The sequence below is a fragment of the Paraburkholderia sp. SIMBA_054 genome, assembly GCF_046534875.1.
Taxonomy (GTDB): Bacteria; Pseudomonadota; Gammaproteobacteria; order Burkholderiales; family Burkholderiaceae; genus Paraburkholderia; species Paraburkholderia hospita.
The window spans coordinates 22449-36258 of the sequence record NZ_JAWRXV010000060.1 but is presented as its reverse complement, the minus strand read 5'-3'; the positions used below and the strand labels follow the sequence as shown (position 1 = coordinate 36258).

General features: G+C 61.8%; 12 protein-coding genes. All 12 read right to left on the bottom strand.

Annotation, left to right across the window (positions count from 1 at the left end; translation table 11 throughout):
* Nucleotides 1–518: 518 nt before the first annotated feature.
* Nucleotides 519–1664, bottom strand: coding sequence for a hypothetical protein (locus SB822_RS43595; protein WP_086917376.1), 1146 nt, complete (start codon nt 1662–1664; stop codon nt 519–521).
* A 15-nt stretch (nt 1665–1679) separates the two neighbouring features.
* The gene (locus SB822_RS43590) at nt 1680–2267 is read right to left on the bottom strand and encodes a type 4 pilus major pilin (protein ID WP_086917377.1); all 588 of its coding nucleotides are present in this window, start codon (nt 2265–2267) and stop codon (nt 1680–1682) included.
* Between the two features lie 65 nt (nt 2268–2332).
* Nucleotides 2333–3451 (bottom strand): type II secretion system protein, encoded by a 1119-nt coding sequence (locus SB822_RS43585; protein ID WP_086917378.1) that lies wholly within the window; start codon nt 3449–3451, stop codon nt 2333–2335.
* 15 nt (nt 3452–3466) lie between these two features.
* On the bottom strand, nt 3467–5926 hold the full coding sequence (locus SB822_RS43580; RefSeq protein WP_410857573.1) for an ATPase, T2SS/T4P/T4SS family: 2460 nt from the start codon (nt 5924–5926) through the stop codon (nt 3467–3469).
* A gap of 4 nt (nt 5927–5930) precedes the next feature.
* Nucleotides 5931–6542, bottom strand: a complete 612-nt coding sequence (locus SB822_RS43575) for a hypothetical protein (protein WP_410857572.1) — start codon at nt 6540–6542, stop codon at nt 5931–5933.
* Nucleotides 6529–7881, bottom strand: a complete 1353-nt coding sequence (locus tag SB822_RS43570) for a hypothetical protein (RefSeq protein WP_410857571.1) — start codon at nt 7879–7881, stop codon at nt 6529–6531. The genes SB822_RS43575 and SB822_RS43570 overlap by 14 nt, the downstream gene beginning before the upstream one ends.
* Nucleotides 7818–9434, bottom strand: coding sequence for a type II secretory pathway protein (locus SB822_RS43565; RefSeq protein WP_410857570.1), 1617 nt, complete (start codon nt 9432–9434; stop codon nt 7818–7820). The genes SB822_RS43570 and SB822_RS43565 overlap by 64 nt, the downstream gene beginning before the upstream one ends.
* A gap of 5 nt (nt 9435–9439) precedes the next feature.
* Nucleotides 9440–10063 carry a toxin co-regulated pilus biosynthesis Q family protein gene (locus tag SB822_RS43560; RefSeq protein ID WP_086917382.1) on the bottom strand — a complete coding sequence of 208 codons (624 nt, stop codon included), beginning with the start codon at nt 10061–10063 and terminating at the stop codon, nt 9440–9442.
* A gap of 5 nt (nt 10064–10068) precedes the next feature.
* Nucleotides 10069–10497 carry a lytic transglycosylase domain-containing protein gene (locus SB822_RS43555; protein WP_086917383.1) on the bottom strand — a complete coding sequence of 143 codons (429 nt, stop codon included), beginning with the start codon at nt 10495–10497 and terminating at the stop codon, nt 10069–10071.
* The gene (locus SB822_RS43550) at nt 10494–11747 is read right to left on the bottom strand and encodes a TrbG/VirB9 family P-type conjugative transfer protein (RefSeq protein WP_086917384.1); all 1254 of its coding nucleotides are present in this window, start codon (nt 11745–11747) and stop codon (nt 10494–10496) included. Before SB822_RS43550 ends, SB822_RS43555 begins: the two co-directional genes overlap by 4 nt.
* Entirely contained in the window at nt 11744–12550 is an 807-nt protein-coding gene (locus tag SB822_RS43545; protein ID WP_086917385.1) for a transglycosylase SLT domain-containing protein, read from the bottom strand. Before SB822_RS43545 ends, SB822_RS43550 begins: the two co-directional genes overlap by 4 nt.
* Nucleotides 12543–13808, bottom strand: a complete 1266-nt coding sequence (locus SB822_RS43540; RefSeq protein ID WP_410857569.1) for a TrbI/VirB10 family protein — start codon at nt 13806–13808, stop codon at nt 12543–12545. Before SB822_RS43540 ends, SB822_RS43545 begins: the two co-directional genes overlap by 8 nt.
* Between the last annotated feature and the right edge of the window lie 2 nt (nt 13809–13810).

Below are 13810 nucleotides of genomic sequence, written 5' to 3'. Positions count from 1 at the left end.
CGTAGTTGCGCCCATACAGAGCAGTCCAGCTAGGAATGCCGTTCGCCGCGGCGTATGTAGCGGCGGTGCTAAGGAGAAACGGGTCAGTAGTTTGGCTCCAAGACGATGTCGCGACGTACTGTGACGGAATCGAGGCGTTGCACGACGCAGATGGGTCTTGGGGTGCGGGCGCTTGACAGTTCGGGCCAGCCCAACTTGTCCCATTCCACGTTGCGGGACTCGCCTCGGACCATCCTGCCGGGCATGTCGGCGGCGGCGTATAGCTGCACTGTGGATCGCTGAATCTTGAACCAATCCAGCTAGCCGGCGTTACCGTCGTCCAGCCGGGACTTGTCGAGCAGGTCGTAGGCGTCTGATAGGCGCGAGTCAGATGCGGAGTACACGTGGCGTCGTAGTAGTTGGATGAGCAGACTACGGGATTGCCGGCCATCGCAACGTTTGCTGAGAGGACAGTACAAAGAAGCGTCGCACGGATCGATGGTAGAGCAGCTTGATTTCTTTTCATCTTGTGAACTTTCTTAATATGAGCAATATGTTCCCGCGTATGCCATCCCCGGGACTCCCGCACCGGCCCCATCTGTAATGCGAACTTGCCAATAGCTGCCGTTGTCGTAGGCGTTAAAGTTCACCGTGGCAGACTGGTTCACATACCAGTTCTGCGGCGTGAGTTCCACAATCGCGGTTCCGCCTGCGGGACACGACGGCTTCGCAACGGTCGAGCCATCCGCGACAGGGTTGTATCCCATTCGCAGGACCCGCCCCCCGTTCGGAAGCCAGATGCCTGACTGACAAGTCAATTGCTGTCCCGAGCCATCGCTATTGTTCGCGATAGCGCCGTTTGGGGAGCAGGGATTGCGCGGAGAAGCGATGTTGCCCGCCTGAAGGGTGGTGCTCGATGAAACCGAATTGCCCTTTACCGCGCCCGTTGCTGCCACGCTACCCGCCGTCACTGCCCCACTCGCTTCTATCGTCTGGGTCGCAATGTCGTTGACGTTTTTCAGACTGACGTTGTTGACGTCCTGGTCGCCCGTCCACGTCACGCTGCCGTCGCGCCGGATGTAGATCGAATTGCCGTCCGAGTCGGGACCATTCGTGGCCATGATCGACGCGGCTTTTGAACCCAGCGGGTTCGGTGCGGTAAATGAACCATTGATGCCGGTGATGGTGCCCGGCGCCTGCGCATTTGAATATCCGAACTGGCTTGTTCCGGCCAGTTTTGACCCGGCCACTGCAATCTGCGCAGCTCCCGCGACGTCTGCTTTTCCGCCCTTCAGCAGGGGCTGTGTCGGATACAGCGCAAACGAGACGTGGCAATCGCCCGCGGCCTGCGTACAACCCGTCGGCACCATCGTCATTGATACCGCATATCCACCGCCCCAGAACGGGCCCAGGCTGTGCGCCTGCTTCAGATTGCCAGCCGACTTAAGCTGGTCGAGCGTAGGCGGAGTCAACGTAGCGTTGTTGCCTGACGCGGTGTATTGCGAGAGAAGCGATGTGAAGTTGTCCGTGATCCAGCTGTCGTAGGCCGTCACGAGCGTGGCTTCGTTCTGACCTTCAATCGCCAGCATCGTATCCCGCTTGTGCGCGACGTCCTCCTTGATGCCCTGCACCGTCAGGATCGCCGCGCCAAGCAGCACGAACATCATTTCCAGTAAGCTGCCCATGGACGCCTGGCCCGATCACGTACGCGACGTATAAAGCTGCAGCGTCGCATACGCGCCCGCCGATTCACAGGCCGCGCCCGCCACGCTGCTGCTGAACGTCGTCGTCGGGCCTGACACAGTCGTCGCGCCAACGGCGACTTGCGAGTACGTGTTGGTCAGCGCAGCGACACTCATCGCACACACGGCAGTCGGTACCTGGTACGACATGATGATTGAGTCATTTGCCGTGCTGAGCGAGCCAACCGAGATGGTCACCGGCTGGTTGAAGATGCCCTTCAACGACGACTTGTCGGATGCCAGCCGCGCACCGGCCGCATCAAATGCGCGGTTGGTCGCGAGCGTGGTCAACGTCTCTGCCCCGAAATCCGCGTCGTTCTGCGTCGCGTTCAGAATGCCGGTATGGAACATCTGCGCTTCGCTGGTGAACTGCGACGACTTGATGGTCGTATAAACGTACGCGCTACCCTTGATGACGGCGATCGCGAGCAGTGCTGCCCCAGCCATGTATGCGCCTGCCTCGATGAGCGACAATTCGCCGGACTGCTTCTTGAGCCGGCCGAACTTGATAAGACGCGCCCGGTTTGCCACCTTTTGCTGTTGCATGGAATATTCCCCGAAAATTATTTGCATGCCGCGCCGTAACGGCCGCGATCCGATAGAAGTTGCATTTATTGCGAGCCTGCCGAAGGAATGCCGCCACTCATGTTCACGGCGCCCGTCACTACATACGAGCCGATACCGACGGTCATGAACACGACGACCGCGAAGCCCAGCAGCATGTAATGCGTCAGCCGCGCATTGCGCTTCACCGCCTCGACGACCCGAGCGAGCGAATCACGGCCAAGGGACTTGATGGCCGCCTCGAACTGGTCGCGCCCTGCGGCATCGGTGATCGTGTCAACGATCATTTCCGAGAAGATGCCCGTGTCAAGGGCACGCATCGGTTGATCCGGGCGCTGCGTGAGACGCTTGCTCATCGTGTTGAGGTGCCAGCGCATCCAGGGATCGGCGCTCTTGGCGATCCGGTTGATCGCCGCACGCAACGTCAGGTTCGATTCGAACAACCCGGCCAACGAGACGATCAGTAAGGCGGCCCGCATGTCGCGCCGGTTGCGCCACATCAGCGGGAATCGGTCGAACCGGTTGCGAAGCGGTCCCACCCAGCGCTTGAGCGTCCAGAAATAGCCCGCTATGAGGCTCGTGACGACCGATGCGGAGATCCACCAGTAGTCGTAGGCGAACGTGTCGATGCGGTAGAAGATCTGCCCGAAGTCTGGCCACTGTTCGAGCGGCTTGATCTCGACCACCTGTGGATAAATCACCCCGCCGAACATCATGCAGAAGCCGTACAGATAGACCAGCAGGAACGTCGGGTAGGCAAGCTGCAGCGACGTCTGCGAAGACAACGTGCGCTTTGCAAAGGCTGCCATCTCGGCCAACTCGAAGCCTCGGATCACCGCGTCTTTCTGCGTCGACTCGCCGGCAATGTCGAACAGCGTGTACTCATCGCCGGGAATATACGGTCGTATCGCTGCGGCGAAAGAGTCACCCTTCACCAGGCGGTCGCGCACGCGCGCGAACACCTTCCACTCGATCCGGTTGCGCGCCCTGTTTCGCGTTTCATAAGTCTCGAGCCGCTCGCGCAGCGTCTCGACATCACGCAGACCTTTCTTTTCGATATCGAGGCGCGTTTCCTTGTAGAAGGATTCGCGCACGCTCTGGAAGCGCCAGCGCGCAAGGCGCATCTGCGTCGCTTCGGGAAGCATGGCAATCAACGAACTGAACATTACGCACGGACCTCGTCACAGTTTCCCGTCAGCACCCGGCATCACGCGATATTGCGCGAAGGACTGCATCGAACGGTTGATGAATTGTGGGTCGATTTCGCCGCGCGAAGCCTTGAAAAGAGCATGTTCATATACCGTCTTTCCGGTCATGTCCTCGTTGTCGAAGCCGGTCGTACGCTCTCTGCGCCATACTGCGCGCGCACCACGCCAGTCGCGCGCGGCGATACGCTCGCGGAACTCCTCCGTCGGACGGTAAAGCTCGGCTACTAGCGTCGGCCGCATCGTGCCCCCTGCGACCTTGCCGTCGCGTGCAAACAGGCCATCCAGGCGACAGGTCGGGCATCCAGCATGATTCCGGCAAGCCATCTTCGATGTATCGAGGCCAAATTTCGAGCGCAGCAGTTCGAGATCCCGCTGGGGCATCACTTCTTCGGCGGGCAGCTTGCAGTCCTTGCACAAGGTCGGCACGAGCTTCTGGTTGCCGACCGCGTTGATGAAGCCCTCGGCGGCCAGTTCGTCGATCGGCAGCTGTAGCCGGCCACCCGCCATCCGCATTACCGCCGAGATGATGTCGCCCGCATGCAGCGAGAAACGGACTGGGTGCCCGGTCATTGCCAGTTCCGACACCAGCCCCATCACGACGCGATCACGCACTTCCGAGATCGTCACGTCGTCCGGGTCCATCCGCATGAGCGTCCGGATCACTTCCGCATATTTGCGGCTCGCCTCTTCGTCTGACTCGTCCGGCCGACGGATGATCGAGATCTCCGAGAGCCACGGCAACGGATATTCGGACGGCTCACTGACGGCGAACTGCTTTTTCAGTTCACGGTCGGGAAGCATGTAGGAAAGTGCCCGTAGCAGCGTGGTCTTGCCCGAACCCGTCTCGCCGGTGAGCACCGTAATGCCCCCGCTGACATGGTTTAGCGTCTCGATGAGCGAAAGCTGGCTCGGCGACAGCCCCATCTGGTCAGGCATCAGCACCGAGTAATTCTTGAAGTTGCCATCAAGCAGACGCAAACCAACGTCGTAACCTCCAACCGTCGACGCGGACTGCCATCGCAGGTTTACCGTGTCCCTGCCGAGTACCAGCGGAATCATGGCCGACTGCGGTGCGCTCGGCTGGAATGAGTTTCCCGAGTTTGTGTTCTTCTGGACGAGGTCCGAGTAGGCGGCAGACAGCGCCCGGCGCACCATGTTTTTCGGCAGCCGCCGATAGGTATAAAGGTCACCGTTCACCCGAAAGCGCACTTCGACTTCTGACAGGAAGTCTCGCGGCTCGATGTGGACGTCGCTCGCTCCGTACGCGTGGGCAGCCTCGATAATGTCGCGGAAGTTGCCAATGGCGCGTGATGCCTCGCGCTCCCCACCCTTGACGGCAACGTCACGCTTGCGCTCGTAGATGGCCGCGATGACCTCTTCCGTCGCGATCATCTCTTCCTGCACAAGCAGGTCATGCGACGCGAGGTCTTTCAAAAAGGTCGCGAACTGTGCGCGTTCGCTAAAGCGCGCAGTCGTTGCAACGATCGCAATACCTGGCTGAATCTCTACCGCAACAAATTCTTTGCGTACGGCCGCTGATACCCGGAGCACCGAGTCCGCATCGACCCCCGTGATGACGCGCTTGTAGTCTGGTAGCGCCTCTGCGGAAACGAGCGTCGGCCTCCCGTTCAGCGCGCCTGTAGGATCGCTGTCATCGTCGTCATCGACGGAAGCGGGCAAGTTATCCATGGTCCGCTCGACGCGCGCGCTGGCGGGCGGGCGGCTCGCGTAACCAGACGCGCTCGATTCTGCTTCGGTCGCGGCGGGAGCAGTCACCGGCTCGGGCACCCTCGCCGCAATGGCTGGGCGGTCGGCTCCTTCACGGCTCGCAGTATCAGCGACCGGCGCGGAAGTGGACGCTGTCCGCGTCGAAGGCGAAACGGGACGCGCAGGCACGTCGTTCGTTCCGGCGTCGGCGCGAGTCTGTTGTGCAAGCATGGCTTCCAGTTCGCGCAGTGCCCTGTCGCCTTCCGCGTAACGGTCGCCGAGACCGCCGACAACATCGCCCGCGTTCGCAGCGCTGGGCTCAAGGTCGCTTTCGACAGACCGCGGCATCAGTGCAGTTTGCGCACGCGCCGTCGGCTCCGCTGTGCGAGCCGTCCCGACCTGCGATGCTTCCGGCTGAGCCTCTATCGTCTCACGCTCGACATGCGGCGCCGCTTCCACCGCGCCAGACTCAGTGAAATTCTCGACGTCCTCGATGTCGTCGCCTGACAGCTTGCGGCCGAGGAACGACACCGTCGGATTGATGGCGCGCGTCGGCTCTTGTGCACGCTGCTTCGTGCCTTTCACGAAGCTCGGCTCCTGCGCTACCCGTGCGGCTGATCCGCCGCCCTCGACAAAAGAAGCGGGCCGCACGCCACGCAGACGTTTCAGAAAACCGCCACCACCTGCCTGGTCTTCGTCCGGTTCGACTCCAGAAAAAAGGCCCATTTGCTTACCTCGCGTTGAAAAGCACCGTTGCCGGACCCACACCACCAGGGGCGCCGGCAGGCAGAGGGCCACCGAGATCGGTTACCGCGCGGACAGCAGCACTATCGCCCGTCGGGCCCGATCCCGTGTCGGGCGCGGATATGACCTCCGACCACGTGCGCTTCCCTTCGGACACCGTGACGTGATACCCATCGACTCGCGTTACCACCCAGCCGTTGAGCAGCTTCGCGCCACGTGCTGCCGAGTAGATACCCCCCTGATAGTCGTACAGCACGTGCGCTCCGCTCATGTCGCTGTACGCGCCAACGAACGAGACGGGTGGGCTGAATCGGGGGGGCGGCCCTTGCCGTTTAGGCGGCTTGCTTGCGGCAGCGACCTGAGCATCGGGCGCTGGCGCCGGTGAATTCAGCGGTGCATTGAGTCCGACGCCCACCGAAGCAGCGCCTGCGGGAGGCTGTGTTCCATCCGCCTTGCGCATTGTGTTGACGAGGTTCTGACGCGCGAGGCCGTCAATGTCATCGAGCGTGAGGTGCTTTTCGTCTGCATGCGCGAAGCCCGTCACGCATAGCAGGAAGATAGATGCCGCCGTGCGACGGGCCGCGTTATTGGAGAACATAGTATTTACCCTTCGCGGTGAAATGCACGCCGGTGCCGTCTTCTTTCAGTTCAAGCTCAAGCGTGTCCAGAGACATGTTGTCCGGCAGCCGCGACAGCAGCCGGCTTTGCCACATATAGCCTTCGATGCTCCAGTCACCCGACTGGACGAGCGGACCCTTCACCTCGCCAGCAAGCGGCTGACGTGCGAGCAGACGCTGGGGCGGTCGGAGCGTGACCACATAGCCGTGACTCATCAGTTGGTCGGGCTTCGTCGACAGCCGTTGGGGATCGGTCTGAAGCTGCTTGATCAGCGCCTGCGCAGTCGGCCACTGCTTCGCCTGTGCGAGCGCGAGCTTTTGCACGCGCGGCACGGCCGGGCCTCTCGTCTGGAGCGACAGACCGCCCGCATCGAATACGACCGGCCGCATGTCGGCGGACGCGCGGGCGTCAAATTCCTTGAATGTGCCGCCCTCGCGCTTGTAGGTGATCGAACAGTTGCCCGCCACGCCGCATGACGCCTTCTGGAACTGCCACCCCGCCATGTTCGTTTCCTGATTCCGGAAAATGTCGAACAGGGCAGGCGCAAGTGCCGAAGCCATCGGAATCTGTCCGGCAAACGCGCGAGCGACCGCAGTCTGATAGTCCTGCATGTAGTTCGGCGGCGGCGCTGGCGGTGGCGGAGGCGGGCTGATGCTCATCGCCTCGCTCATACCGTAGATGAGCGCAACAGCAATCACCATCACCGGGATCGCCGTCGGCACCTTGACGGGCACCTTCCTGATCAGGCCAATGCTCTTGCCGCGCAGCAGTTCGCTCACGGCGAACGGTTCGTCGACGTCGCCGAGATCGGCGCCGTATCCGATCGTGACGAGATCGACGCGGTTTTTTGCGCACTCGTCTTCCCACGCGACACGTTTTGTCTCAATCGTATGCAGCGCAACGGTTTCGTCGACACGGACGGTGCCGCGCACGACCAGCACCGCATGCACGCGCTGCCCGTCCTGGATCAGCACGAGCACGGCAGGTTTGGTGCGCACCCGCTCGAGCCCGGCGACGCGCGCGGCCGCCGAATACAACTTCATGCCGCCCTTTCGCTCCACAGCGTCGGGCGCGCAGAAGCCCGCTACCGTCTCTTCCTTGCCCTTGAGTTCAACGTAGTGCGTCGCGTCGAGTTCCTGCGCATAGCGCCTACGCTCGGCTGCCCCGCCCTTCGTCGCGTAGGCGCGCCACTCCAGGCCAAAGACGAGCCTGGCCTTCTTTTCGTTGGGAATGGTCTCGAAATGCATCGCGCCGCTCACATCGACGGTACGACGGTCGCGGTCAGCATGATCACCTGGAACGTCTTCGCCTTGTTCCATGCGCCACTGGCGCCCAGGATGCCGTTGTTACTCGACCCGTCATAGTTGTTGGTGATGGCGCCATACATGACGACGGTCTGACCATCAGCGAGCGCGATAGTCTGGTCATCCTTGCTGCCCACAATATCGGGCAACTGGATCTGCTGGGCCGACTGCCCAGATCCCGTTCCGATGGTGGTGAAAGGACCATTCAGCTTGGAGTTGTCGCTCCAGTACGACAGGATGATCTGGTTGTGATCGTTCACCGACGGCAGGATGTTCACGAAGTCACCGACCGTAACCGACCCTGGTTGCAGGCCCGGCACCCCGCCCGTCGTTCCACTGATAGAGCCTGCCGATGGAGTGGTCGCCGCGAGGTAGCCCTTCGTCTCAAAAGATCCGATCGACACGGGCAGACCATTAAGCGTCACCTTCGTCTGCGTGTTATCCGAGATGGTCTTGCCATACGTATTGACCGCGCTGACGACGGCGTTCGTGCCCGTCAGGGGCGCGTTTGGCGTCAGGATCGACAGACCAACCTGGCCAGCTGCGGTCGCGAGCGTCGTCGGCGAGACGATGCTGATCGAGTACTTCTTCAGGCCCTCCGAGATTCGGTTAAAGACGATGTCTGCACTTACGCCAGCCTGCGAGCCGTCGTTGAGTGCGATCTGCAAGGTACGCACGCGAATCGCGACCTGCCGCGTGAAGACTGCGTTTTCGTGCTTGAGCACATCGCTCATCCGGTCGACTGCCTCCTTCGTATCGCGCACGGTGACCAGACGGGTCTGCGCATTGACCGTGATCTTGCCCAGCGGAGTTTTCAGGCTCTCCAGTTCCTTGGTGATCGACGCGATCTGGTCGAAGGTGCCGTCCCGTCCCGTAGAGGTGACAGCCGAGAACGAACCGGTGTTAGCGCTGGTCGTACCCGTGCCATTAGACTGCGAGCCGGTTGAGGTGTCGGTACCCTTCGACAACGTCGACTTGATGCTCACCGCGCCCGGAATGGCGGCGATCTGGAAGGTGCGAGTTACGAACCGCGAGATATTGATCGTCGCACCATCGAAGCTCCACGCCAGACCGAGATCCTCTGTCACGCTGTGCAGGTACTGGCCGATGCGCGCGTTTCCGGCCTGCCGGTAGACGGGTTCAACGGTGCCGCTCGCGGACGGCAGCGGACCACGCGCCTGCCCGCCCGCCGTGCCCGAGGCCGTATCGATCAGGGAGTCGCGCGAAATGAACACGTCAGGGCTCAGGTGAAAGGGGTAGCCCGTCGCATTCGAGACCAGCGTTGCGATCCTCGTGATCGTGAGGTTCGCTGGCAGTGTGATGGTCTTTTCACGGAAGACAGCAGGCAGCGTCGCCTCGTACGCGACTGGCACAAGCCGGTCGCCGAGGAACGCAGTCGGCACATGTTCAACGAGCGGCATCGAGTCGCCAATATTCGCCATCGCATGCGTTGCGTCACGCGTCGACGCATCGTATGCGCCGTTGATGTCGGATTGCGAGATCGCGCAACCCGTCAGGGCGGACGCCAGCAGAAGGGAAACAGCAGCCTGGAAACGGTTGATGCGCATCTTGATTAATCCTGGCAGTTGGCTGCGCGTGCGACCACGCGAACCACGTTGTTGGTGTGTACGCAAACGCGCGTGGGCGTGCGCATATGGTTCGTGGCTCGCATCACCTGCGTGAGGACAGCGTCAAAGTCGCCGCTAAACGTCGCATTGAATTCGAGCGGCAGGTCATCGTCGATCTTCCATGCAAGCTGCCAGCCTTGCTGCTGTAGCCAGCGGTCAAGGGCGTTGCGCAGATTGATGTCCTGCGGTGTGATCGCGAACGACAGAACGCCAGCGGATGCAGACGCCGGCGTTCCCGGCAGGACAATCGGTGTGACGGCAGTGGATGCGGGCGCCTGCGGTGCAGGAACCGGCGGTTCGGGTGTGGAAGCCAGTACTGGCGGTAGCGATGCCTGCGACGACGCAGTCCGGGCACCGGGACTGCCGGGGGGAGCGACCATCGCCAGCGTGGCAACAGGCGCTACCGGCGCCGTGGGCGCACCGAGCAACTGCCAGCCATCGCCCGAAGGCGGGGAGAGTTTTGACTGGGAAAACGACGCGGTCGTGAACCCCGTCATTGCGAGGAGTGCGAGTAACTGCGCGACCAGCGAGGCGCGACGACGGGAGGGCATGATGATCATTTGCTTCATGAGATTCAGTGGGCCGCGCGCTGGATGCGCCGATAAATGTTGTTCGCGTACACCAGTTGCTTGTTGGTCGAGACGGCGTTGTACGCACCAACCGCCTTCCACGTCGGGCCGAACTGCCTGATGTTCGACGCAAGGATCCATGTGCCAACGTAGCCGTTGACGCACGGGTTGAACAGGGACTCGCGCGTAATGCCGTAGCGCCTGAGCTTTGGAAGCCACGACGAGTTGATCTGCATGAGGCCAATGTCCTCCGAGCCATCCGTGTTCACGTTGATCGCACTGGCACGCATCCCTGACTCCTGTTGCGCGATCGCGCGAACCAGCATCACGTTGACGTGGTGATACTGCGCGGCATCATCGAGGCAATCGGCGAACGCCGGATGACTGCACATCAGGACGGGCACCATGAGCTTCGTGACTGATCGGACGTTCATGATTTCGGACGATCGAAAAAGCGCACATCATGCTTGCGCGTCACATTCACGACGTTGCCGTCCGCGTTCACGATGAACTGGTCGGCAGTGCCGTTGAACTTGTAATAGCGCCCCTTCTGCTCACCCGATCCCATGTGAGCGACGTCCGAAACCTTCACGTTGCCGACGGTGTCAGCAAACTTGAAGTAGGTCGATCCTTCCTTGTCGAACACGCCCTCGAGGCCCGCGCTGTTTTTCGGCTCAAAGACGTAGACAAGACCTGCGACTCGCGCGACCTCAACACTGTCCGAACCGTTCGACACCACGAACCGCTCTGCCCGGTTAAACGTCACGACATTGCTTGAGTCGTCCCATTTTGGCTTGAGGGAATGCCCGTCCATGTCCCGAAAGACGAGCTCTTTTGCAGGCCTTTGTGCAAAGCGGATCTGGATGTGCGTGTCGTCGCCATCGCGGATCGCGATAGCCCCGAATTTCACCGCCAGCCCGTCCTGCGATTGCGCCTTGTCGGAGACCGCCGTCGCACCACTCGCGGCAGAATCCGGCACTACGCCCGCCGTCTGCGTTTCGCCAACGATGGGATCAGCGGGCGCGGCGCTCGCGACGTAGTTCACACCGGTCGACTTGACGGCAGCACGACGCAGCGTGACGTGGTGCGCGGTGAAATCGACGTCCGCATAGAGGTCCACAGCGCCGAGCAGGCGGTCGAGCGACTGCATCCAGTTCTCGCCATCGCGCGTCGCGAAGCTCAGCGCGTTCGTGAGGTCCACGTCCTTCTGTGCGGACCCGGTCCACCCCTGCGGCACCAGTGCCTTAACCATCTGGGCGAGCGGCAACGTTGCGCTCATCGGGCGTGTCGTCTCCAGTCGAGCGCGTGCGCCGATCAGCGCAAGGCGGTTCGAGAAACCCGTGAAGCCGGCGGGCATGTCACCGCTGCGGTTACCCCGCTCGGAAGTAAAACTGTTGGACTTTTTCCAGCGCGCCGTTGCACTGGACCCGCCGACCGAATATGAAATGACTTCTGGCGTGCCTGACACGACGATGTACGGGCCTTCGGTATGGCCGCCCTCAACCTTCAGGACCTGGCCCGCACGCGGCTGCAGGTACGTGTCGGTGCCATCGTTGAACACAAGCGCCGGGCGCTCGGTCATGTTGCCGTTGATCTGGTAGTCGAAGTCGAGCGGATCGGTGCTCGCAGCCGACGCGGACAGCGAGAACACTGCCAGCGCGATAAGGGATAGCGTCTGCTTCATAAGCCGCGGTCGAGTTGGGAGAGATGCTGGATGAAGCGCGCGAGATACTCGCGGCCCGGTTGAGGGTTCGCACTGTGGTAATACGCCACGGCTTTCACCGCCGAGTTCGTCTTGCGATAGTTCTCGTTGAGGATGTCTTCAGCCACACGGATATTCGTTGCGGGCGCAAGTGCTTCCCACGGCGACGCGAAGCGCTGCCGGTGGTAGCACCAGTTGATCTGCATGAGGCCTACGTCGAAATCGCAGCGACCGTCGGAGATGAGAAAGCGGACCGCCTTGTAGGCGTCGTCGCGCGTGCGGAAGAAGAAACCACGGCCTGCGACGTTAAGCGTCCATGGCCACGCGCGACCGTTGTAGGCCGACTCATTGAGCGCGACGCCCGCAAGGATCTTCGCGTCGACGCTTGTATGCATGACGTCGAATGGTGTCTGCGCAGACGCACAGGACCAGCCGCCACGGCGCTCGGTCAACGCGGCCTGCGCTTCGTCGTCAAGCACAGCTGGCTGCAGCCACCCATTGCGCACCAGTAACGCCTGCAGGCTTTCCGGCGTGCCATCAACGAGAACAGATGCGAAGCCGCGTGACCTAGGCGTGATGCTTTGCCCTCTCAGCGGTTGAGCCCATGTAAGGAAGCGCTGGAGGCCGCATGCGTACACGGGCCTGCCGGGAAGCTCCAGCACGGACCGCTCGCCGTGTTCTTCAATGACAAAGCGCGTTGGGCTGATCACCGTCTCGATCACTGCGGCACCCGCCGACGAGCACGTGGCCGTCAGCAGCAGCGCAGCGATGGCGCGCCTAGTCATGGTACGGCTCCATCACGATGTCCTGCGTGACCTGCACCAGGAACTTCTCGCCTGGCTTGACCGTGATCGTCGGCGGGATGTTCTGGTTGCGTTGAAGCACGGCCTGGGCCGTCGTCGCAGCCACCTGCCCTGCAGTGCTCCCGGTGGTCGTTATGCCGATCGGGCTTGCCGTCGTGGAGGTCGTTGACCCATTGTCGAAGCTTTTCAGCAGCACAGCGGTAATAAAGCCTGCGCCAAAGATCGCCAGGAAGTGGTTGTTAACATCGCCCGAAAAACCGGCCGCGCCATTCTGATCCGCACCCTGCATGCCGTTCATCGGCACGCTCTTGCCGTTGGGCAGCCGCAGGCTGGTCGACGCGACAAGCAGACGCTCCTGTCCGACCTTGATGTCCGCGCTATACGAGCCGTTGATGAACGAACCCTTCGGGATCATCAGGCAGTCGCCACGCAGGCTGTCGTAGATGTCCTCGTCGACCATCAGCGCAACGCGGCCAGGCTTGTCCGAATTGAGGCCTTCGACGGTCTTTACATGAATGTTGTGCGGAGGCGTGAGCGTGCAACCGCGCGACCGACCGTTGAAGGTCGTCTGTTCGATTCCGCCCTGCCCCGCTGCGTCCTTGAGGAAAGCGCGATCACGGTCTTCGGGCGCCTGGCCCTGTTTGCCGAGTGCAAGTGCCATCGCATCGACCGGATTCTGCGCATTCGCAGTAGCCGAAGCGCGCGCAGCACGAAAGTCTTCGAGCGACGGGACGCCAGCCGGCGTAGTGGCGGCCTGCTGAGTAGAGTTGCGACCCGAGCCCGTCGTCTTGAAGATCGGCGACGTGTAGATCGCGTCCTGCTTGTTACTTTCTGCGAGAGCGCGGGTATCGCCGCCGTCCTGAGCCACTTCCCTCTGGAAGTCGTTACCCGTCAGCATCGGTTTGGCAGATGGCTTCTGGGTGGCAGCAGCATCGGACGCAGCGCGCGCGGCCGCCGCTTCTGACGCCGCGGCTTCCTGTTGCTGGCGGACCATCTGATCGATGTCCGAGCCGCCCTTCCCCGCTGGAACTTCGGTGCTGCTCTTGAGCGCACTTGCCTTCTTCAGGCGGGCTTCTTCCTGTGCCTGATTGCTTGCCTTCAGTTCGTAGAAGAAGCCCAATACGCCAATGATGATTCCTGCGACCAGACCTATGCTCAGGATCGCGTTGCGGGGCGTCTTGCCTTTGACGAGCGCCGCCTGTTCAGGCGTCGGCGCGCTCTGGTCGTTCTTCTTCGCCACGA